The organism is Serratia sp. KG1D (assembly GCF_037150675.1).
GTDB classification, from domain to species: domain Bacteria; phylum Pseudomonadota; class Gammaproteobacteria; order Enterobacterales; family Enterobacteriaceae; genus Serratia; species Serratia nematodiphila.
The window spans coordinates 217,454-238,439 of record NZ_JBAGIH010000002.1; the positions used below are offsets into that span (position 1 = coordinate 217,454).

Sequence of the window (20,986 nt, forward strand, 5' to 3'; positions counted from 1 at the left end):
TCCGGCCGCTACCGTCTGTGGCCACTGTTTCACGAGGGAATATGATGACAACACTCAGCATTGGCATTATCGGCGCAGGGCCCGGCGGCCTGTGTCTGGCTCAGGGACTTCGGCGCTTCGGCATCCACGCCACGGTATTTGAACGCGACGCCACGCCGCAGGCGCGCGATCAGGGCTACCGGCTGCGCATCGATCCGTCGGGCCAGCAGGCGCTGGCCGCCTGCCTGCCGCCGGCACACTACCGGTTGCTCTGCGCCGGCAGCGCGCAAAACAGCGGCGAGAGCAATCTATGGGATCCGCAGCTTGCCCCGCTCACCGGCCGGCGCCCCGAGCACTGGTTGCCCTCCAGCCAGCGACAAACGCAGGAACCGAGCGGCGATCTCGGCATTCATCGCCAAACGCTGCGCGAGATCCTGCTTGCCGGCCTGCAAGACCAGGTGCGCTTCGGCCATACCTTGCGTGAATTTGCACAAACGCCGCAGGGCGTGGAACTGCAGTTCGCCAACGGCGAGCAAGTGCGGGTCGATGTGCTGATCGCCGCCGACGGCGTCAACTCGCTGGTACGGCGGCGCTGCCTGCCTGAGGCGGGGCCCAAAGACAGCGGCGCGGTCACCCTTTACGGTAAAACGCCGCTCGATGCGGCGACCGGAGCCCAATTGGCCCCCGAACTGCTGAACGGCGTATCGGTGATCTTCGCCGACGGCGTGTCGCTGGTGCTTGAACCGATGCGCTTTCAGGCCCCCATGGCGCAGTTGGCGGCCGACTACGCGCCCGATTGCCGCCTATCACCGGTCGACGACTATCTCTATTGGGCCTGCATCGGATCGGCTGGGCGTCTCGGCGGGCCGGTGCGAACTGAGGGAACCGCTGCGCTGCAGGCGCGCGTACGACATATCTCGCAGGGATGGGCGCCCGCCTTGCAAACGGCGTTAGCGCTGGCGGATCCCCTGTCGCTCAGCGTGCGGACGGTGCAGGTTACGGCGGCGATGCCAGAATGGCGCAGCGAACGCATCGCCTTTCTCGGCGACGCCGTGCACGCCATGAGCCCGGCGGGTGGGCTCGGCGCCAACACCGCGCTGGTAGACGCCGCCAGCCTGGCGGCGCATCTGGCGCACTCAGACAGCGCCGCGCAGGCGCTCAGGAACTACGGTAGAGAGCTGCAAACGCGAGGCGCCGCGGCAATACGTCTTTCACGCCTGGCGTCCGAACGGCTGATGCAGCGCGATGAAGCCGACAAGACGGGAGACTCAGCAACGCCAATACCCGTCACTCGATAATTTCCACCACCTCCAGCCAGGCGTTTTTACCGCACGCCTGGCCCCCATTCAGCCAGCGGCGCAGCATATCCAACGCCAGCATCGCCACCGACTCCTGCCGCAGCCGCAGGCCGTGGCGCGACGCGCGATAACGCACGGTCTGGCCAATGCCGCCGCGCGGCGTGTGCAGCGCAATGCTCACCTGCTCATCGCGCATGGCGCTGACCGCCAACGCCAACGGCGCACCGGTCAATTCCGCCAGCGAGCGGGCGCGCGCCAGCGTCGTTTCCAGCGTTTCGATGCAGTGCGCCGGCAGCAGCTCGCCCCCCGCCAGCGGCGCCCCTTCGCTCTGCAGCTGCAGATTGATCAAACCGCCGCTGAACTGCTCGCTCAACGCCAGCTTCAGCCCTTGCTGATTCAGACGCTGCGTCAGCGTCGCCGGCAACCCGTCGGTGCCTTCAAAGATGCAGTTGTCCCCCGCCACTTCGCGCACGCGTCGCCAGGCCAGCTCCATCTCCGCGCGCCGGCTTTCCGGCCCGGTCAGCTTCAGTTCGATGATCGGGCTGGAGGAACGGTAACCCAACACCACATCCGGCGGCAGCGGCAGGCCGTCCAGCTCGGCGGCCAGATCGCTCTCGGAGGTGCCGAAGGTGGTCAGGCGCAGGCACAGCGGCGGTGCCGGCAAGGTGAAGCGCTGGCGCAGACGCGGCACGATCTGCTGTTCGACCATCACTTTGAATTCCGACGGCACGCCGGGGGTGAAGAACATCAGGCATTGGTTCAGCTGCAGCGCGAACCCGCAGGCGGTGCCTACCGGGTTATCCAGCATTTCCGCGTTGGCCGGGATCTGCGCCTGCTTGCGGTTGGAAGGGGCCATCGGCCGCCCGCGCTCGGCGAAATAGGCTTCCATGCGCGCCAACCAGTCAGCCCGTTCGACCAGCTCTACGCCGCTGGCTTTCGCGGCGGCCAGCGCGCTGAGATCGTCGCTGGTCGGCCCCAGGCCGCCGTTGACGATCAACACATCGGCGATGTGGCTGCGTTCCTGCAGGATCTCGATCAACGCAGAGAGGCTGTCCCCGACCGTTTCACGCCCGCTCATCGGCACGCCCTGCTGGAACAGGTAGTCCGCCAGCCAGGCGGCGTTGGTATCAATAATTTGCCCGTGCAGCACCTCATCGCCGGTGCTGAGCATCTCCACCCTTAACATTGATCTCTCCCACATTTTTTGGTCATTCCACTATAGAAGCCCGTAAATAACTTTTCACTAGCCGCCTGCGGATAATTTCAGCCATGGGTTCGTTTCTCATGCGCCATGCAGCCCGCCGCAATGTAAACATTACTGTACATCATGCGTAACGTCGGTTTGACACAAATTAGGGCTTCCACTATCCTGCCATCCTCATAAATCGTTACCTATAATTTTCAAAATCTTTCGGCTGGTAGAGAAAAAACGTGAAGAATCGCACTCTTGGCAGTGTTTTTATCGTGGCGGGCACCACCATTGGCGCCGGGATGCTGGCGATGCCGCTGGCGGCGGCCGGCGTCGGCTTCGGCGTCACGCTGGCCTTACTGGTCGGGCTGTGGCTGTTGATGTGTTACACCGCGCTGCTGCTGGTAGAGGTTTACCAGCATGAACAGGCGGATACCGGTCTGGGTACCCTCGCCAAACGTTATCTCGGCGGCGGCGGCCAGTGGCTGACCAGCTTCAGCATGATGTTCCTGATGTACGCCCTCACCGCCGCCTACATTAGCGGCGCCGGCGAATTGCTCGCCACCAGCATCAGCCAATGGACGTCACAGGACTTCCCGGTGTCGCTCGGCGTCCTGCTGTTCACCCTGGTGGCCGGCGGCGTGGTGTGCATCGGCACCCACTCGGTCGACTTGTTCAACCGCATCCTGTTCAGCGCCAAAGTGGTGTTTCTGGTGGTGATGCTCGGCCTGATGTTGCCGAATATCCACCAAACCAACCTGATGACGTTGCCGCTGGAGCAAGGCCTGGCGCTGTCGGCCATTCCGGTGATCTTCACCTCCTTCGGTTTCCACGGCAGCGTGCCGAGCATCGTCAACTACATGGGCGGCAACATTCGCAAACTGCGCTGGGTGTTTATCATCGGCAGCGCCATCCCGCTGATGGCCTATATCTTCTGGCAGCTGGCGACGCTGGGCAGCATCAGCTCCGACACCTTCGTCGGCATTCTGGCGCAGCAGGCCGGGCTGAATGGCCTGTTGCAAGCGGTGCGCGACGCGGTGGCTTCACCGCACGTTGAACTGGCGGTGCACCTGTTCGCCGATCTCGCGCTGGCGACCTCGTTCCTCGGCGTCGCGCTCGGGCTGTTCGATTTCCTGGCCGACCTGTTCAAGCGGCAAGATAACGTGCGTGGCCGCCTGCAAACCGGCGCCATCACCTTCCTGCCGCCGCTGGCCTTCGCGCTGTTCTACCCTCGCGGCTTCGTGCTGGCGTTGGGTTTCGCCGCCATCGCCCTGTCGGTGCTGGCGCTGCTGCTGCCTTCGCTGTTGGTGTGGAAAACCCGCCAAAAGCATCAGGCGCAGTATCGCGTCTGGGGCGGCACCCCTGCGCTGGCGCTGGTGTTTGTATGCGGGGTAACGGTGATCGCCATTCAACTGGGCATCGCCAGCGGCATGCTGCCGGCGGTCGGGTAAGCGACGAAAGACAAGAAATGATAAAGAAAAAGGGGCCGCAATGGCCCCTTTTTGCTGAGCGTCAGAAGCTCAGCCCTACGCCGACATAAGGGCCATCGGCCAGGGTGTTGTCGCGACGCCCGTCTTTGCCTTCCATCTGCATGTAACGGTAGCCCACGTCCACGCTCAGCGGACGGAACTTCCAGCGCAGGCCGCCGCTGGCTTCGTTATAGGCCTTCACGCCGCTGGTGAAAGACTCAGGGGCAAAGTAACCTTCGCCGTGCAGGCTGAAGTAACGGTTAATTTCCCACTCCAGGCCGCCGCCCAGCGCCACCGCCCCGCCGCTCTTCCCGTCTTTCGGGCTGAGGTACAGCGCTTTGGCGCCCACGGTCGCCGTCAACGGCCCCAGCGGCACGCCGAAGTTCAACCCCACGCTGCCGACGTTGCCGTCATGGTCGCTGCGCGCCCAGTTGCCGGTCAGGCCCAGACCTGAAGAGCCGGTGCTCATGCCAACGCCCAGGTTGGTGTAGTGCTGCCCGGCTTCGCCCGACACGCTGATGGCGTTCGCCGCGCCGGTCACCAACAGCAATCCTGCCGCGCACGCGACCCAAGTCTTTTTCATCATCTTTCCCTCTGGTTTGTCATCCGTACCGAATGATCGAATCAACGCATAATAATAACGTCACGAGTCTATACCAAAGCTCAATGCGTATTTAAGGGATAAAAGCGAAAAAATTCTTCAATAATCAAATAAATGTAAATATTTGCAAACAACAATCTATATTCGTCAAGGCGATGCCAACGATAACCGAGACCTATTTGCCGTCGCTCGGCAATAGGGCTACAACTAGTAGTGGCTTTGACCGAGGTCAGGGGAAGAAGCCCCGCCAAAGGACTATGCTGATGAACGCTTAAACCGCCCGAGTCTTTACTTAAATGCACTACGATAAGGAGCAAGTGATGAGCAAGAAAGGACTGACCACCGCAGCCGGCGCCCCGGTTGTCGATAACAATAACGTGATCACCGCAGGCAAACGCGGCCCGATGCTGTTGCAGGACGTGTGGTTCCTGGAAAAACTGGCCCACTTCGACCGTGAAGTCATCCCCGAGCGCCGCATGCATGCCAAGGGATCCGGCGCCTACGGCACCTTTACCGTCACCCACGACATCACCCGCTACACGCGCGCCAAGATCTTCTCCGAAATCGGTAAGCAGACCGACATGTTTATCCGCTTCTCCACCGTCGCCGGTGAACGCGGCGCCGCCGACGCCGAACGCGACATTCGCGGCTTCGCCATGAAGTTCTATACCGAAGAAGGCAACTGGGATTTGGTGGGTAACGATACGCCGGTGTTCTATCTGCGCGATCCGCTGAAATTCCCCGATCTCAACCACGTGGTGAAACGCGATCCGCATACCAACCTGCGCAACCCGGTCTACAAGTGGGACTTCTTCTCCCACCTGCCGGAATCACTGCACCAGTTGACCATCGACTTCAGCGATCGCGGTATTCCGAAGTCCTACCGCCACATGCACGGCTTCGGCAGCCACACCTTCAGCTTTATCAATGCCGCCAACGAGCGCTTCTGGGTGAAATTCCACTTCCGCTGCGAACAAGGCATTGAAAACCTGATGGATGAAGAAGCGGAAGCGATCATCGCCAAGGATCGCGAAAGCTCACAGCGCGATCTGTTCGAGGCGATCAAACGCGGCGACTTCCCGCGCTGGAAGCTGCAAATTCAGATCATGCCGGAACACGAGGCCTCGCAGACGCCCTATAACCCATTCGATCTGACCAAGGTGTGGCCGCACGGCGACTACCCGCTGATCGACGTCGGTTATTTCGAGCTGAACCGCAATCCCGACAACTACTTCTCCGAGGTCGAGCAGGTGGCGATGAACCCCGCCAACGTGGTGCCGGGCATCAGTTTCTCGCCGGATAAAATGCTGCAGGGCCGTCTGTTCTCCTATGGCGATGCGCACCGCTACCGTCTGGGCGTCAACCACCACCAGATCCCGGTGAACGGCGCCAAGTGCCCGTTCCACAACTACCATCGCGACGGCGCGATGCGCGTGGACGGCAACAGCGGCAATGGCGCCACCTACGAACCAAACAGCTTCGGCCTGTTCCAGGAGCAGCCGGACTTCAGCGAACCACCGCTGAGCATTGAGGGCGCGGCCGACCACTGGAACCATCGTGAAGACGACGATTACTACAGCCAGCCGCGCGCGCTGTTCAACCTGCTGAGCGCCGAAGAGCACCAGCGCATGTTCACCCGCATCGCCGGCGAACTGTCGCAGGTGCCGGAACAGATCCAGCGCCGTCAGGTCGAGCTGTTCACCAAGGTGCACCCGGACTACGGCGCCGGCGTCGCCAAGGCGTTGGGGCTGAAATAACCTTCTGCAGCCATCCACTCAGCCGCCCTTTCGGGCGGCTTTTTTATGCCTGGGAGAGACGCTGCGCCACCCACTGCTGCAACTGGCGGCGCGAAATCTTGATGCCGCCGTTTTTCAGTTCCTCGGGCAACGGGAGCAACGCCACCGGGCGTTGGAAATTGGCCAGCTGGTTCTGCGACCAGGCGAGCAGCGCCCCCAACGACAGCGCCGGATCGCCGTCGATCACCGCCACCGGCCGCTGGCCGAACTCAGCGTCCGCCATCGGCACCACAAACGCCTGCGTGATCTGCGGGTGCGCCGCCAGCACGCGTTCGATATCCTCGGGCTGCACCCCTTCGCCGCCGCTGAAAAACAGGTTGTCCAGCCGGCCGAGAATGCGCAGTTCCCCCTCCTCCATCACGCCGCGATCGCGGGTCGCGAACCAGCCCTGCTCATCGGCCAACGGCTGCAGATGCCCATGACGCCAGTAGCCGAGCGCCAGGCTGTCGGCGCGGATCCAGACCTCTTCGTCCACCAGTTTTACTTCGCGGCCGCCGAGCGGCAGGCCGACGCCCGGCCGCGCATCGGCGCGCTTGGCGCACACCGTGGAGGCCAGTTCGGTCAGCCCGTAGCCGCACCAGCAGCGGATCCCCGCCGCCTCCGCCCGTTCGGTCAGCTCCACCGGGATCATCGCGCCGCCGAGCAGCACCGCTTTCAACGTCATGCCCGTCAGCGGTTGCGCCAATAGCCGCCAGAGCTGCGTCGGCACCAGCGAGGCGTGCGTGCATCCTGCCAATGCCTCCGCCAGCGGGTGCGTCTCGCGCACCGCCAGCCGCGCGCCCGCCGCCAGCCAGCGCCAGACGATGCCCTGACCGGAGACGTGAAACAGCGGCAGTGACAACAGCCAGCAATCCTCGCGTTGAAAATCCATCAGCTGCAACACCCCGGCGGCGCTGGCCAGATGATTGGCGTAGCTGTGCGCCGCCGCCTTCGGCATGCCGCTGGAACCGGAAGTCAACGTCAGCGTCGCCAGACGCTGCGCATCCCACGTCGGCAGGTCTGGCCAACGCGGCTCGGTCGAGGGAGGCGTCAATCGAATCACCTCTTCCGGCAGCGCCGGCAACGGATCCGGGCCGAAGACAAAGGCCATATCCAATTCCGGCAACAGCTGCGCCAGCAGCGGCGTCGGCAAGGCAGGATTGAGCGGCAACAGGCGTGCGCCGCACTGCAATAGCGCCAGATAGGCCAGCAGCAGCGGATAGCTGTTTTTACCGCACAGCGCCACGCCGCAGCCCGGTTCTACGCCCTGATGCTGGAAATCCGCCGCCAGCTCATCCACCTGGCTTTGCAACGCCAGCCAGCTCAGCGGCCGTTCGCCGAGCAACAGCGCCGTCGCCTGCGGCTGAAGGCGCGCCCAGTGCCGCCACGGCCAATCGCTTAACCGCGCCATAGACACTCCAGCGCCGAAACATCCAGCAGCGGCAACGCGCTGCCCGGCCACGGGCGCAGCACCTGCGCCTTCATCAACCCCAGCGTGTCCAGCCCCGGCACGGTGTCCGGCGTCAGCCAATGGGCGATGCGCGCCAGCTGGGTCAACCCCAGGCTGGATTCGAGGCTGGAACTGATCAACGCCGTCAGCCCCTCCGCGTGCGCCTGCGCCACCAGCGCCTGACAGCGCGCCAGGCTGCCGACCAGCGTCGGCTTGATCACGATGGCCGCCACACCCGGCTCGGCCTGCACCACAAAGTCCACCTCCCGCACGCTCTCATCCCAGGCGATGGCGATACCGGTCGCCCGGGCGAAGTCGCGCGATTCATCACGGGTCTTGCAGGGCTCCTCCAAAAAGGCGATGCGATCGCGCCACGCCGGGTTGACGTATTTGGCGAAGCCGTCGGCCTTGGCACGGCTCCAACTGCGGTTGGCGTCCAGCCGCAGCCGCAGATCCGGCAGCGCCTCCAGCAGCACGTTGACGATCATGCCGTCGCGCACCGCCTCATACAGCCCTACTTTCACCTTGGCGACTTTCTCGCCCGGCAAAGCGCTCAATGTCTCGAACAGCTCGTCCGGATCGCCGGTACACAGCGGCGCCTTGCGGAAATCCGCCTGCGTCGGCAAGCGCTGCTCCAGCTCGGCCTGCGCACAGCTGAGCCCAAAGGCCACCGAGGGCAGCGCGCTGTGCTCCGGTTCGTTGTCCGCCAGCCACGCCTGCAGCCAGTCCAATGCGGCCCGTTCGGCCTGCGCCGGCGTTTCCCGGCTGAACTCCGGCAGCGGCGCGATCTCGCCCCACCCCTCACGCTCGCCCTGACGCAGCTGCACCACCCATCCGTCACGCGTTTTCAACCGCTGATTGCGCAGCACCACGCCCGCCTCCATCGGCAGGCTGTAACGGTATAGCGCCGCGCTGCGGTTTGCCCCGCTCATTACGGGTTACGCTTGAATTTGCTGAAGTCCGGCTGGCGCTTCTCGTTGAAGGCGTTGCGCCCTTCCTGCCCTTCGTCGGTCATGTAGAACAACATGGTGGCGTTGCCCGCCAGCTCCTGCAAACCGGCCTGGCCGTCGCAGTCGGCATTCAGCGCCGCCTTCAGGCAGCGCAGCGCCATCGGGCTGTTCTGCAGCATTTCGCGGCACCAGCGCACCGTCTCTTTTTCCAGATCGGCCAGCGGCACCACCGTATTGACCAGCCCCATGTCCAGCGCGGCGGCGGCGTCGTACTGGCGGCACAGGAACCAGATTTCGCGCGCCTTCTTCTGGCCGACGATGCGCGCCATGTAAGACGCCCCCCAGCCGCCGTCGAACGAGCCCACTTTCGGGCCGGTCTGGCCGAAGATGGCGTTATCCGCCGCGATGGTCAGATCGCACATCATGTGCAACACGTGGCCGCCGCCGATCGAATAGCCGGCCACCATCGCCACCACCGGTTTCGGGCAGGTGCGGATCTGGCGCTGGAAGTCCAGCACGTTGAGGTGGTGTACGCCGCTGTCGTCGCGATAGCCGCCGTAGTCGCCGCGCACTTTCTGATCGCCGCCGGAGCAGAAGGCCTTATCGCCGGCGCCGGTCAGAATAATGACGCCGATGCCGTCGTCGTAACGGGCGTTGGCCAGCGCGTCGAGCATCTCTTTGACCGTTTGCGGGCGAAACGCATTGCGCACCTGCGGCCGGTTGATGGTGATTTTGGCGATGCCGTCGGCGGACTTGTGATACAGAATGTCTTCGAAATCGCCGGTGCAATCCTGCCAGGCGATGGCGGCATACAGCTGTTCTTCATTCGGATAAAGCATGTTCGGTTCCTTTAACCAGGGTTAACGAGAAAGGTCTGCAGCTCGGCGACGAAATCCTGCGGATTGGCCAGATGCGCGTTGTGGCCGGCCTGCGGCACGATGCGCAACGGCAACCCGGCGTCGCGCGCCAGCCGTTGAAATTTGGGATCGTTCTCACCGCACAGCACCCGTAGCGGCACGGTCAGTTGGCGCAGCTGCGGTGCCAGATAGGGCTGCCGCCCGAGCGACGTGGCTTCGAGCATGTCGGCGATCGCCGGGCCGCTGTTGACCGAGCGCGCGGCGATCAGCGCCTGGCGGTGCACGTGGCTGAGCTCTTTGAACACCGGTTGCTGATACCAGTCCGCCAGGACTTCGGCAATCGGCTCACTGCGAAAACGCGCCGCCCATCGCGCATCCTGCTCGCAACGATCGCGGCGCTGTTGTTCGTCCTCAAGCCCCGGGTTGCCGCCCTCGACCAGCACGCCTTGCAGACCGTCGTGGCGTCCGTGGCAAGCGTGATACATGGCGATGCGCCCGCCGAGCGAGTAGCCCACCAGCCAATAACGCTCGATATTGCGCAGTTGCAGGGTCGCGGCGATTTGCGCGCTGATGTCGTCGAAGCCGCGGCAGCTCACCGCCACGGAATCGCCGTGGCCGGGCAGATCGATGGCCAACGACGGCCATTCCGGGCAGCGCGCGGCGATCACCCGCCATTCATTGTTGTTGCCGAGCAGGCCATGCAACCATATCAGCCAGGGGCGGCCCGCTTCGCCCTGTTGCAAAATTCGCGTCGCCAGCATCATTGCACCGCCATCTGTTGCACCAGGTATTGCAGGCTTTCGGCCCCTGCGCTCGGCGGCACCTGCAACTCTATCAACGTGGCGCCGCCGTGCCGCCAGCCTTGCTCAACCGCCTGTTGCAGCTGGCGCCAGTTTTCCGGCCGCGCATAGTCAAGCTGGAACATCGCCGCCGCGTGGCTGAACTCAACGTTCTGCGGCATGCAGTAAAAGCGCTGACGCTCCTCTTCCGGCGTCGGCAGCAGTGAGAAAATTTGGCCGCCGTTGTTATTGACGACGATCAGCACCGTCGGCGCCGAACAGTGGCGCAGCAGCGCCAGCGCATTGAGGTCATACAGGGCGGAAAGGTCGCCCACCACCGCCAACGTCGGCCGGGCGGTGGCGCGCTGTACGCCGGCGGCGGTGGAAATCAGACCGTCGATGCCGCTGGCGCCGCGGTTGCTGAATACCGGGTAAGCGGCAGGCAGCATCGTTAACGCGTCGATCAGTCGCACCACCAGGCTGTTGCCGAGAAACAGCTGGCCGTTCTCCGGCAGCAGTTCCGGCAGGCGGTGCGCCAGCTGCGCTTCGCCAAAGTTATCGTGCAGATGCGTGGACGCCGCCGTCAGCGCTTTATCCGCCAGCGCCGCCAGCCCGGCGGCCCACGGCGCGCGCGGTTGCGCGGGATGCTGCGCCAACCACTGCGCCACGCCGGCGCGCAGGCGCCGCCCCCGGTGTTGGGCCGGATCGAGCCGCCCCGGCAGCTCGTCGATAATCCAATATTCTTCCGGCTGACACTGCGCCTGCCATTGCAGCAGGCGTTTGCCGGTCAGGCTGCCGCCGAACTGCACCACCAGCTGCGCATCTTGCAGTACGCGCTGCGCCTGCGGATGCGCGAGCCACAAATCGGCGCAGGGCAGCGGTTGCCCGGTCTGCGACAGCACATCGCCGATCAGCGGCCAGCCCAGCGTTTCGGCCCAGTCGGCCACCTGCGCGCCCTCTTCCGCGCTCATGCGCCCGGCCAGCACCACGCCGCGCTTTTGCCGCCAGGAGAACCAGTCCGGCTGCGGCGACGGCGCCGCACGCGTCTCGCTTTCCTGCAGCCACGGACGATCGCTCTGCCACCAGTCGCCCAGCGCGGCGGACCAATCGTCATAGTGACGCTCATCGCCGCCGTACAGCGGTTCGGCGAACGGGCAGTTGATATGCAAAGCGCCATGCTGCAGGCGCGCCATCGCGCTGTCGACGCTGGAGGCCAGCCACGCGGCCGGAATATCCGGCGTCGGACGCGGCAGATCGATCGCCAACGTCGGGTGGCTGCTGTAGAGACCGTTTTGACGGATCGCCTGATTGGCGCCGCAGTCGATCAGTTCCGGCGGCCGATCGGCGGTGAGAAACACCAGCCGTTCACCGGTCAGGCCGGCTTCGATCAACGCGGGATAAAGGTTCGCCGCCGCGGTGCCGGACGTAACGATCACCGCCACCGGCTCACGCGCCGCCTTCGCCAGCCCGAGCGCCAAATGGCCGAGCCCGCGCTCATCAAAATGGGTATGGCAGATAAACGATCGGTTGGCCGCGGCGGCCAGCGTCAGCGGCGTGGAGCGCGATCCCGGAGCGATACAAACATGCCGCACCCCATGGCGGACCAGCGCCTCGAGCAGCACAGCCGCCCACCGGCGATTAAAAACACTTGTCGACATAGTTCGCTCACAAGTCAGTTAGCAGAGATCGTCCCCGGCGCAGCCGACGGACGCCGCGCCTGTAGTTACGTTCTGTATTATATGAGGTGTTATTTTCACGGCTTTTGCGCCAGCGCAAGAACGCCGTATATCCCTGGGTGTTTACACCAGATAATTGTTTGATTTAGAACAAAAAACAAACAATTAAAACACAAACACTTTACACTTGCGGCGACGCCGGCTCAATCCGTCCATACAAAAACAAGGGAGATAAAGGCGCTCCAACGGCGGCCAGCGGGAAGTATAGGCGGGATAAGGGAAAGCGATCGGGGAAACGGCGGGATGAACGACACAGTCTGCAGAAAAGCACGAGGCGGCCTGCGCCGCCCCGATGACATGATTTATTTGCGGGCCAGCAGCAGCCCCAGCACCAGCCCGACGGTGGCACCGATGCCTACGCTGTGCCAGGGTTTATCCCGCACGTAGTCGTCGGTGCGGTGCACCGCTTCTTTGGCGCGCGCATAGTAGGATTCGCCGGTGTTCGCCCAGCGCGCCTTGACCTCACTCAGCGCCTGCTCGGCGTGCGACTTGATGTCAATGTAGGCCTGATCCGCACGATCGCCGGTGTATTGCAACACTTCTTCCAGCGTCTCGGTCAGCATTCTCAGATCGTCATCCAGCGTAGTTTGCTCAGCATCCGAATGTCTTGCCATAGTGAGGTCTCCGTGGTTGAAAAATTAAGCGTTCCTACACTATAGACAAGGATCGTCGCCTGCGGCCATCGGACTTTTACCCTAAAACACCAATTGCACCTTGGCGGCCTGGCGCTTGTCGCCGGCAAACTCCAGCGCCTGCGCCAGTTGGTCCCCGGCGAATTCCGCCGACAACAGCGGCAACGGATCGACCACATCGCCGGCCAGCCAGGCCACCGCCAGCGCAAATTCCGCCACGAAGCGAAACGATCCGAGCAGGTTCAACTCTTTGGCGATCAACAACATCAGCGGGAAATCAGGGAAGCTGCCGCCCATGCCTACCTGCACCACGGTGCCTTTGGCGCGGGTGATCTCCAGACAGCGCTGCAGCGACAGCGGATGTCCCGCCACTTCGAAGGCGACATCGAAATAGCCCTTGTCCTGCTGATAGTCGCTAAAATCGTCGTCCGCGGCATGCAGGCACCGATTGGCCCCCATTTGGCTGGCGATCGCCAGGCAGCGCGGACTGAGATCGGCGCAGACAATCTCGGCGGCGCCCAGCGCTTTCAGCGCCGCCACCAGCAGACAGCCGATCGGGCCGACGCCGGACACGAAGATCTTTTTCCCCGCCACATCGCCGGGCTGCTTCGCCGCGTGGACAGCCACCGCCAGCGGTTCGGCGAACACCATCACCCTGTCGTCACGATCGGCGGCGTAAGGAATGCACTGCGCGCTATCCACCACTTTGTATTGGGTAAAAGCGCCGTCGACGTGCGGAAAATACATCGCGCTGCCGAAAAAGCGCATCTCGACGCATTGATTGCTTTGCTGCTCCAGACAGTATTTGCACTGCCCGCAGGGTTTGCTGGGATTGAGCGCCACCTTCTGCCCGGCCGGCAACTGCGGCGAATCGCTGGCGACCACCTCACCGATCACCTCATGGCCCAGCACCATCGGCTGACGCACCTGAAAATTGCCGACCTTGCCTTCCTGGAAGTAATGCAAATCCGAGCCGCAGATGCCGCCGCGGCTGATTTTCACCAGCGTTCCCTGCCCTCGATAATCCACTTCTTGCGCGATCACCGCCACGTCTCGCTTGCCGTTGACCACGCAGGACTGAGTTTGAATTTTCATCGCAAGACTCCACGGAAAAAGATTACACCGCCGCCGACATGCCGCCATCGACAAACAGCAGTTGCCCGTTGACGAAGGCGGAGGCGTCGGCAGCCAGGAACACCGCCGCGCCGATCAGCTCCTGCGGATCGCCCCAGCGCGCGGCGGGCGTGCGTTGGGTCAGCCAGGCGGTGAAGGCCGGATCGTCGGCCAGCGCCTGCGTCATCTCGGTTTTGAAGTAGCCGGGGGCAATGCCGTTGACCTGAATGTTGTAGCGCGCCAGCTCCACGCACATGCCGCGCGTGAGCATTTTCACCGCCCCTTTGGACGCCGCATAAGGGGTGATGGTGTCGCGGCCCAGCTCACTTTGCATCGAGCCGATGTTGACTATCTTGCCGCGCCGGCGCGGCACCATGTAACGCGCCACGGTCTGCGACACGATGAAGACCGCCTTCTGGTTGACGGCAATGATGTCGTCCCAGTCTTGCTCCGGAAACTCGGTGAACGGGTGGCGGCGCTGGATGCCGGCGTTGTTGATCAAAACGTCTATCGCGCCGATGTCCGCTTCGATACGGTCGATGGCGGCATGCACCGCCTGGGAATCGGTGACATCGAACGCCGCCGCCTCGGCGCGCAGCCCCTCTTCGCGCAAACGTTCGGCGGCGTGCCGGGCATGTTCTTCGGTGGTGGCGTTGACCAGAATATGCGCGCCTTGCTGCGCCAGGCCGCGTGCCAGCAGAAAACCGATGCCGCGCGAGGCGCCGGTGATCAAGACGGTCTTGTTATCCAGTGAAAACAGATTGTTCATAGTGATTCCCGGCCATCAGGCCTCCAATCGGACAGGCTTCTATCTCAGCCGATTGTTACCGGTAAAAACGTGATGGAAATCACTGAAAATCATGTTACGAAACCCTGTTACCCTTAACGTGATCTCACGCAGGCAGCCAGCGGGTAAAACTTATCTATCCGATTGAAAAACGGCTATTTTCAATAGAATTACATTCATTGTTATCGCCAAATCGATGGGTTAACATGCCGCTATCCCCCTTGCCGCGCCGCCCGTGAAGGCCACCGAATGAAACACCTCCGCGTTACGCGACAGGACATCGCACAATGGGCCGGCGTAACCCAAACGCCGGGTAACCAAACGCTGGTGGTGAACTGCCGTCTCTCACTCGGCGGCACCGTTTGAGCCGGCATTCGGGCCAATCGGCGGCGTAGCGCGGGCTTTTTCGCTGCGAGCCGCCCACCACAGACCGCTGTTTTTCATCGCATAGCCGAATAGCAGGCCCACCAGCAGGGAAAGCGTCACCAGCGGCCAATCGCCACCGCCGGCGAAGGTCGCACAGGCGCCGATAAAGGTGCCGGGCACGAACCCCAGCCACTGCTGTTTGGCCTGAATGCACATCAGGAACGCCACGACGCCGGTCAGCAGATACCCCAGCAGATTCCACTGCGGCGCCAGTTCGCTGCCGTGGATGATCGCCATTGCCCAGAAGACGCCGCTGCAGCAGGTCAACGCGCCGATCAACAGCCCTTTCAGCCCGCCCTGCGGGCAGGCGAAATACGCCGTGCAGCCGAGAAAACCGGCCCAACCGATCAGCCCCAGACTGACGGCAACCCAGCCCCAAACGCCGGAGAGGATCCCGGTAGTAACGGCAATGGCGAAAAGAACGTTCATAAAGTGACCCGCGGCAAAAATAAAGCGCGCAGTTTACCCGAAGCGAGTGATTTTTTCGTGATTAAAATCACGAAAAAAATGCAAATAAGGAAATGTAAATATCAAAAAAGCAATGTGTATCACAAAAAAAGCCAGCGTGACGAGCACGCTGGAATAACACAACACCAGGGAAATCACGATCTCAAATGAAATGCCTACATGCGACGCCTGTCGCCCCCCTCCCGAACGCCGGTTTCAGCGTGGGAAGCCCGCACGCGTTACCATGACGCTCAACATCAAACAAATCACGGCGCTGCTCAGGAATAACAAGTGGGTCGCCAAATGCAAATCGGCGTGGTCGATCACAACGCCCAACAGGATCGGCACCCAGTTAGCGATATATGCGATCACGTAGAACAGGGAGATCAAACGCGCATGGCTGGCTTTCGGTGAAATCAGATTCACCAGCGTGGCGCTGCCGACGAAGATCGCGCCATAGGCGTAACCGGCGATCACCATGCCTGCGGCGGCCAGCGCCAGCGAATGGATCTGAATCGCCACGGCGAACACCCCGACCGACAAAGCCTGAGCCAGACAGCCGAACATCAGCGAATGGCGGGCGTTGATGCGACGACTCAAAATCTGGCTGATGCCGGCAATCACCAGATAGACGGCGACCACATAGCCAAAGACGCCACGGCTCTGCATATCCAACAGTTTTTCGGCGACGCTCGGCCCTATCGCCAGAATGCTGGCGGCAACCGCCCAACAAATGAACAACGCCCCGGCGCACAGGAAGAATTTACCGCCGGTCGCGCGCAGGCCATCCGCCAGAGAGCTTTTCGCCACCGGCGCGTTATCCGCCGCTGCGCTATCGGCCTGCGCCGCCACCGTCTCTCGCGGCCAGCGCAGCATCACGCCCAGTGCGGCGACGGCGGCAATGGCCATGATGATGATGAACGGCAATGACGTGGTATGAAAACCGGTTTGCAGTGCGACGCCGCTAAAGATCGGGCCCAGGGCCAATCCGGTGGTAAAGGACAGCGTCGCGATCAACGCCGCATTTTTTCCGCCGTCCTGCGGCCCGAAACGCACCAACGCGATATTCGCCGCACCGGTCAGGGCGCCGGTGCCGACGCCGGCCAGCAGCCGTGCCATAAACATCATGAAGAACGACGACGCCACCGAAAACAGCAGCGCGCCAAGCAACACCACCAACAGCGCCGGCACGATCATGCTGCGCAGGTCTTTTACTTTCCCCGCCATATTGCCTACGCCGAACAGCGAAATCAGCACGCCCGCGGCATAAGCGCCGTAAATGATCGTCAGGCTGACCGAGCTCAACGCCAGCTCATGTTGATAAAGCGGATAAAGCGGCGTCGGCGCGCTGCTGTTCAACAGCGCTGACATCAATGCCAACGCCAGAAACAGCAAGATAGCGAAATGCGATGTACCCGCCTTCGCTTTAGCCGTTTCTTCAACGGCGATACTTTCTGACATGTTCAACTCCCGAATCGATCAGGCATTCGCCCTAAATAAATGCGTCTTCCCGCATGCCACGCGGCTTCAGGAAGCGCGCTTATCATAGCGTTGGGCTATCACGCCCAAAATAGCCAAGAATGCATCATCGTGATTCATTAATGCAGCATCGCAGCGTCAGGCATGCATTTCTGCAGCATGCGACGCCGCCAAGCGATGGCGCAGCCGCCCAATGCCACGCCATACACTGCATGGTTGGCCAGGCTGGCGATCAGCAAAGCCGGATTTTTGCCGGCCATTCCCCAAAGCCCCAACCCCACCGAGGGATAAATGAAGCACAGCGAAATCAGCGAACAGGCCAGGCCATACGTCAGCGCCCCGACGAACAGGCCGCCCCCCGACTTAACGCGCGGGCAGATCAGGCAATAGAACGGGATCGCCAGGCTAATGCCGGCAAAATAGTGCGCGCCGTAGCCCATCATCAGAGCCTCTGGCACATCGGGAATGTCGCCAGGCCGCAAAAACCAAAATTGCCCCTGCAGCCATTGATTCATCAGTTTGCCGATGAAGGCCAGGTTGAGCTTGCCGATGAGACCGACGCTGGAGGCGACACTGTTCACCCCATCCATCGTCAGCGTCGCCACTATGCCAAACAAGACCGCCATCGCCATGGCGCCAACCGGACGCATGTTCATTGTTTCGTTCCTTATCACGTTATGCCACCGCCGCCTGCTCGGACTTGGCCGAAGCACGCTTGCGCACCGCCAACGCGCCGGACAACACGATCAGCGCCATACCGGCGGCGGCGATATAAGACAGCCGCTCGCCAAATATCAGATAGCCAAGCAGCGTAGAGAAAATAATGGTGCTGTAAGAGAGAATGCTGACAATCACCGCATTGCCACCCCCGTAGGCGCGAGTCATGGCGATCTGCCCCAGACTGCCGAAGACGCCAATGGCGCAGACGCACAGCAGCATTGCGCCGTCCAGCAAGGAAAAGCCCAGCAACGCAGTCATCAGGCCGCCAACCAGCGTTCCCACCAGCGAGAAATAGAACACCACGCGCAGTTCCGGCTCACCGCGTCGCACCAGCTTGCCGACGTTAAAGTAAGCCAGCGCGGTTAACAAACCGGCCGCCAGCCCGACCAGCGTGGCAACGTACTCCCCGTTGGGGGCGTCGGGGCGCAGCAAGACCAAAATGCCGGCAAAGCCCAACAGCACGGAAAACAACAGCCGACCGGTCAGCTGCCCTCGGGTCGTGATGAACGCGATCGCCGACTGAAAGAGGGGGTTGGTATAACCCAACGTGGTGGCGGTGGCGATCGGCAGATGTATCAGCGAATAAAAACCGCAGTACATCGCCGCATTGCCTATCGCCGCCCGCTTCATATGCAATCCGAGATGACGGGTGCGAAAACCGAGGCGCTGGATCTTGATCAGCGCCGCGACGATCAGCACATTGATGAGAGAACGATAAAAAATGATGTCGAAAAATCCGACCGTCGTCGACGCCAACTTGATGCAAGCACCCATCAGCGCAAAGAATCCGCTGGCGACGACCATCCACAAAGCTACCATGATCTTCTCTTATTAACGGCCTTTGGACAGGGCCGTATCAACACTACCCGGCGGCTTTCACCGTCAACGGTTTATCGTCCGCGCAAGCGAAGAACACCAGCATTTCGGCACCTTGCTCGCCGGAAACGCCCTGATGCACGATATCCACGGTATCGGTAAACGAATCCCCCTGCCGGAACGTGCGGCGTTCACCGGTTTTCCTCACGGTGAGCGAAACGCTGCCGCCGCTCATGTACACTGCGCTGATGCAAGGATGCGTATGCCAGGCCAGTACCTTGTTCGGCTCTACCGTCACCTTCAGCATGGTGATCTGCGGCGCGCCTGCGGGATACTGACGATATGCCGAGCCCTCCCATGCGCTGTCGGTCTTGAGCAACGTCGTTTTGACGATGCCTTCGCCATGCCCCTCGGCAGCCTGAACCGGCCCCTGAAATACTGCCAACAATGCCAAAATGCCCCACTTAACCATCTTATCGCTCCCTGACTGCCGCGAGTAAAAATGCCAGGCGCCGCGCGCGGTGAACCTGGCGAGTTGAAAAAACAGCGTTGTGCTACAGTCCTTTGATGCGCTGCTCGTATTCTGCGATGCTCTCGGCGTAGTAGCGGTTAGGCGCCGCAAAGTTGCCCACCATCACTTCGATGAGGTACGGCCCCGGATGTTTCGCTGCGGCGCCGAGGGCCTCGTCCAGATCCTCCAGCGTCTCCGCCTTCGCGGAGGCGACCCCCAGACTGTTGGCAAACGCTTTCCAGTCATGGTTGGGCAAGGCGGTATAGTCGGCGGAAATGCCGCGATTTTGCAGCGTGTCGATGTGCATGGCGCCGTGCGCGCTGTTGTTCATCACCACGAACACCACCTTCACGCCATAACGCGCGGCGGTCTGAATTTCGATGCCGTGCATCAGCATGCAACCGTCGCCGGTCACCACGAGGCAATCCCGCTGCGGTGCCGCCAGCTTGATGCCGATGCCCGCGCAAATGGCCCACCCCATCGGCGCCAGGGCGCTGGAGGTGTGATAATCCCCCCGCCCGGCCGCCAGCCAGTGATGCGCCATGAAAATGCGGTGTGCGCCCGAATCGACCACGACGTTGGTATCCGGATTCATGCGGCTGCGAATGTGTTTAATCGCATCGCCGGGATACAGCCGGCTTTCGCCCTGGGCGATGCGCGCCTGCAACGTCGGCTGTGGCTGTTCCAGCGGCAGTGCGCGAACCCCTTCCAACCAGGCGTCACGCAGGTGAGCCGCGTCGCCAAGCCGCGCGTCCTCATCGCCAACCGCGGCCAACAAACAGTGCAACGTACCGCTCAGGCTGGAAAATATCTGCAGATCCGGCTGGTAATGCGAGCTCACTTTGTCGAAGTCTTCGTCGATCGCCACCAGCGTTTTATTGCCGTGCAGTCTCGGGTTCCAGTTCAGACTGTCGCGCTGGCTGAGATCGCAGCCCAGCACCAGCAGCACGTCGACGCCTTCACCGTTGAGGGTTTCTACCGCGCGGGCATGGCCGGCAAAACCGTAGACCCCTAATGCCAGGGCGTGCCCTTCGGGAAACGCGCCCTTGCCGGACAACGTCGTGGCGACAGGCAAGCGGTATTTTTCCGCTACCCGCAACAACAGCGCGGCATCCTGCGGATTGTTCATCCGGTTGCCCACCAGGCAGGCGACGTTGAGACCGCGCAGCAGATAATCATGCAGCAGCTGTTCCACCGCTTGCACATCCACGGCCGCTTCACGGTGCTGCGGCACTCGCTCAGGCTGGTCGCGACGATCGCCGAACGCGGTTTTCTTCTGCATGTCGACCGGCACGCTCAGATAGGCGCGCCCTTTCCGCTGTGGGTTCAGGCTGGAGAGGCTGCGGCGCAGCTCATGCTGCAAGGTCAGGTTGTTTTTCGTTTCTATCGCGGCGCAAAGCAACGGTTTGACGATGGTCAGCTCATCGATGCCGCTGTTGCTGCCGTCCTGAAAAGCGCCCTGCGCCTCATGATAGGTGGCGATGCTGCCGGCCAGGTACAGCACGGGGATCTTATCGGCTTGCGCGGCGGCCATCGCCGGCAGGAAATTCATGGTGCCGGGGCCTGAAATGCCCAAACAGACGCCAAACTTTCGGCTGGCGCGGGCATAGCCATCGGCCATAAATCCGCATGCGGTTTCATGGGCACCGACGATGCCGACAATCTCGGAACGGTCAATAGAAGTGATTAACGGATAAACCAGTTTGCCAGGGACCAAAAAGATATGTTGAATGCCGCGCGCTGCAAGGCCTTGAATAATGACATCGGCGTTGTTGCGTTCCATCTTCTCGGCGCCTGGCGCCACGGTAACTCTGACTCCGTCCTCCGTCGCCAACGCAACGGGGGGGCACAGCATCTCTGCGTGAGACTCCATTTTTTTATATCCAGTCATATCATCGTGAGCTAACTTGATTCAGAGTCGATCCCACTTGGCGGTCGCCCAGAAATAACGGGAACCGGCTCTTATTCGTAT

General features: G+C 62.1%; 19 protein-coding genes. 3 read left to right on the top strand and 16 right to left on the bottom strand.

From position 1 onward, the window contains the following. Positions 1–41 precede the first annotated feature (41 nt). A complete protein-coding gene (locus WFM45_RS12740; protein WP_250602138.1) occupies positions 42–1,277 on the top strand; it encodes an FAD-dependent oxidoreductase in 1,236 nt (411 codons plus the stop codon). On the opposite strand, the gene WFM45_RS12745 is transcribed toward WFM45_RS12740, so the two are convergent. Next, positions 1,267–2,463, bottom strand: coding sequence for a nicotinamide mononucleotide deamidase-related protein YfaY (locus tag WFM45_RS12745; protein ID WP_033632521.1), 1,197 nt, complete (start codon positions 2,461–2,463; stop codon positions 1,267–1,269). The genes WFM45_RS12740 and WFM45_RS12745 overlap by 11 nt on opposite strands. A 245-nt stretch (positions 2,464–2,708) precedes the next feature. On the opposite strand from WFM45_RS12745, the gene tyrP reads away from it, so the two are divergent. Further along, positions 2,709–3,917, top strand: a complete 1,209-nt coding sequence (gene tyrP, locus WFM45_RS12750) for a tyrosine transporter TyrP (protein ID WP_015378562.1) — start codon at positions 2,709–2,711, stop codon at positions 3,915–3,917. A 61-nt stretch (positions 3,918–3,978) separates the two neighbouring features. On the opposite strand, the gene WFM45_RS12755 is transcribed toward tyrP, so the two are convergent. After that, positions 3,979–4,518, bottom strand: coding sequence for a YfaZ family outer membrane protein (locus WFM45_RS12755; RefSeq protein WP_004935943.1), 540 nt, complete (start codon positions 4,516–4,518; stop codon positions 3,979–3,981). A gap of 338 nt (positions 4,519–4,856) precedes the next feature. Here WFM45_RS12755 and katA point away from each other — a divergent pair, with 338 nt between their 5' ends. After that, positions 4,857–6,293, top strand: coding sequence for a catalase KatA (gene katA / locus WFM45_RS12760; RefSeq protein WP_015378563.1), 1,437 nt, complete (start codon positions 4,857–4,859; stop codon positions 6,291–6,293). Positions 6,294–6,336: 43 nt separating this feature from the next. Here the strand turns inward: katA and menE are convergent, their stop codons facing one another. The 14 genes from menE to WFM45_RS12830 form a co-directional block, all read right to left on the bottom strand. Continuing rightward, complete coding sequence (gene menE, locus WFM45_RS12765) at positions 6,337–7,722, bottom strand: o-succinylbenzoate--CoA ligase (RefSeq protein WP_336955926.1); 1,386 nt, start codon at positions 7,720–7,722, stop codon at positions 6,337–6,339. Then, positions 7,710–8,693, bottom strand: coding sequence for an o-succinylbenzoate synthase (gene menC, locus WFM45_RS12770; protein ID WP_336955928.1), 984 nt, complete (start codon positions 8,691–8,693; stop codon positions 7,710–7,712). The genes menE and menC overlap by 13 nt, the downstream gene beginning before the upstream one ends. Continuing rightward, positions 8,693–9,550 carry a 1,4-dihydroxy-2-naphthoyl-CoA synthase gene (gene menB / locus WFM45_RS12775; RefSeq protein WP_015378566.1) on the bottom strand — a complete coding sequence of 286 codons (858 nt, stop codon included), beginning with the start codon at positions 9,548–9,550 and terminating at the stop codon, positions 8,693–8,695. Before menB ends, menC begins: the two co-directional genes overlap by 1 nt. Positions 9,551–9,561: 11 nt before the next feature. Then, positions 9,562–10,332 carry a 2-succinyl-6-hydroxy-2,4-cyclohexadiene-1-carboxylate synthase gene (menH, locus tag WFM45_RS12780; RefSeq protein WP_033632518.1) on the bottom strand — a complete coding sequence of 257 codons (771 nt, stop codon included), beginning with the start codon at positions 10,330–10,332 and terminating at the stop codon, positions 9,562–9,564. Then, entirely contained in the window at positions 10,329–12,005 is a 1,677-nt protein-coding gene (gene menD, locus WFM45_RS12785; RefSeq protein WP_336955929.1) for a 2-succinyl-5-enolpyruvyl-6-hydroxy-3-cyclohexene-1-carboxylic-acid synthase, read from the bottom strand. Before menD ends, menH begins: the two co-directional genes overlap by 4 nt. 380 nt (positions 12,006–12,385) lie before the next feature. Then, on the bottom strand, positions 12,386–12,697 hold the full coding sequence (gene elaB / locus WFM45_RS12790; RefSeq protein ID WP_004935964.1) for a stress response protein ElaB: 312 nt from the start codon (positions 12,695–12,697) through the stop codon (positions 12,386–12,388). Positions 12,698–12,778: 81 nt separating this feature from the next. Beyond that, positions 12,779–13,810: an L-idonate 5-dehydrogenase gene (gene idnD / locus WFM45_RS12795; RefSeq protein WP_033632516.1), complete on the bottom strand. Its 1,032-nt coding sequence runs from the start codon at positions 13,808–13,810 to the stop codon at positions 12,779–12,781. 22 nt (positions 13,811–13,832) lie between these two features. Next, positions 13,833–14,597, bottom strand: a complete 765-nt coding sequence (gene idnO, locus WFM45_RS12800) for a gluconate 5-dehydrogenase (RefSeq protein WP_033632515.1) — start codon at positions 14,595–14,597, stop codon at positions 13,833–13,835. A 363-nt stretch (positions 14,598–14,960) separates the two neighbouring features. After that, positions 14,961–15,470: a DUF1097 domain-containing protein gene (locus tag WFM45_RS12805; RefSeq protein WP_004935976.1), complete on the bottom strand. Its 510-nt coding sequence runs from the start codon at positions 15,468–15,470 to the stop codon at positions 14,961–14,963. 234 nt (positions 15,471–15,704) lie between these two features. Then, on the bottom strand, positions 15,705–16,949 hold the full coding sequence (locus WFM45_RS12810; protein ID WP_033632513.1) for an MFS transporter: 1,245 nt from the start codon (positions 16,947–16,949) through the stop codon (positions 15,705–15,707). 137 nt (positions 16,950–17,086) lie between these two features. Beyond that, complete coding sequence (locus tag WFM45_RS12815; RefSeq protein ID WP_336955932.1) at positions 17,087–17,623, bottom strand: DUF2938 family protein; 537 nt, start codon at positions 17,621–17,623, stop codon at positions 17,087–17,089. 19 nt (positions 17,624–17,642) lie between these two features. Continuing rightward, the gene (locus WFM45_RS12820; RefSeq protein ID WP_049241827.1) at positions 17,643–18,506 is read right to left on the bottom strand and encodes a DMT family transporter; all 864 of its coding nucleotides are present in this window, start codon (positions 18,504–18,506) and stop codon (positions 17,643–17,645) included. A 43-nt stretch (positions 18,507–18,549) separates the two neighbouring features. Continuing rightward, positions 18,550–18,975 carry a cupin domain-containing protein gene (locus WFM45_RS12825; RefSeq protein ID WP_004935988.1) on the bottom strand — a complete coding sequence of 142 codons (426 nt, stop codon included), beginning with the start codon at positions 18,973–18,975 and terminating at the stop codon, positions 18,550–18,552. Between the two features lie 82 nt (positions 18,976–19,057). Beyond that, the gene (locus tag WFM45_RS12830) at positions 19,058–20,887 is read right to left on the bottom strand and encodes a thiamine pyrophosphate-binding protein (protein ID WP_033632509.1); all 1,830 of its coding nucleotides are present in this window, start codon (positions 20,885–20,887) and stop codon (positions 19,058–19,060) included. Positions 20,888–20,986 lie beyond the last annotated feature (99 nt).

Excerpts from the sequence above, each read along its gene's own strand:
- katA (WP_015378563.1), top strand. The coding sequence starts at position 4,857 with ATGAGCAAGAAAGGACTGACCACCGCAGCCGGCGCCCCGGTTGTCGAT.
- WFM45_RS12810 (WP_033632513.1), bottom strand. The coding sequence starts at position 16,949 with ATGTCAGAAAGTATCGCCGTTGAAGAAACGGCTAAAGCGAAGGCGGGT.
- menB (WP_015378566.1), bottom strand. The coding sequence starts at position 9,550 with ATGCTTTATCCGAATGAAGAACAGCTGTATGCCGCCATCGCCTGGCAG.
- menC (WP_336955928.1), bottom strand. The coding sequence starts at position 8,693 with ATGAGCGGGGCAAACCGCAGCGCGGCGCTATACCGTTACAGCCTGCCG.
- elaB (WP_004935964.1), bottom strand. The coding sequence starts at position 12,697 with ATGGCAAGACATTCGGATGCTGAGCAAACTACGCTGGATGACGATCTG.
- WFM45_RS12815 (WP_336955932.1), bottom strand. The coding sequence starts at position 17,623 with ATGAACATGCGTCCGGTTGGCGCCATGGCGATGGCGGTCTTGTTTGGC.
- WFM45_RS12755 (WP_004935943.1), bottom strand. The coding sequence starts at position 4,518 with ATGAAAAAGACTTGGGTCGCGTGCGCGGCAGGATTGCTGTTGGTGACC.
- WFM45_RS12825 (WP_004935988.1), bottom strand. The coding sequence starts at position 18,975 with ATGGTTAAGTGGGGCATTTTGGCATTGTTGGCAGTATTTCAGGGGCCG.
- idnO (WP_033632515.1), bottom strand. The coding sequence starts at position 14,597 with ATGAACAATCTGTTTTCACTGGATAACAAGACCGTCTTGATCACCGGC.
- WFM45_RS12740 (WP_250602138.1), top strand. The coding sequence starts at position 42 with ATGATGACAACACTCAGCATTGGCATTATCGGCGCAGGGCCCGGCGGC.
- menE (WP_336955926.1), bottom strand. The coding sequence starts at position 7,722 with ATGGCGCGGTTAAGCGATTGGCCGTGGCGGCACTGGGCGCGCCTTCAG.
- WFM45_RS12745 (WP_033632521.1), bottom strand. The coding sequence starts at position 2,463 with ATGTTAAGGGTGGAGATGCTCAGCACCGGCGATGAGGTGCTGCACGGG.
- idnD (WP_033632516.1), bottom strand. The coding sequence starts at position 13,810 with ATGAAAATTCAAACTCAGTCCTGCGTGGTCAACGGCAAGCGAGACGTG.
- WFM45_RS12820 (WP_049241827.1), bottom strand. The coding sequence starts at position 18,506 with ATGGTAGCTTTGTGGATGGTCGTCGCCAGCGGATTCTTTGCGCTGATG.
- menD (WP_336955929.1), bottom strand. The coding sequence starts at position 12,005 with ATGTCGACAAGTGTTTTTAATCGCCGGTGGGCGGCTGTGCTGCTCGAG.
- menH (WP_033632518.1), bottom strand. The coding sequence starts at position 10,332 with ATGATGCTGGCGACGCGAATTTTGCAACAGGGCGAAGCGGGCCGCCCC.
- WFM45_RS12830 (WP_033632509.1), bottom strand. The coding sequence starts at position 20,887 with ATGGAGTCTCACGCAGAGATGCTGTGCCCCCCCGTTGCGTTGGCGACG.
- WFM45_RS12805 (WP_004935976.1), bottom strand. The coding sequence starts at position 15,470 with ATGAACGTTCTTTTCGCCATTGCCGTTACTACCGGGATCCTCTCCGGC.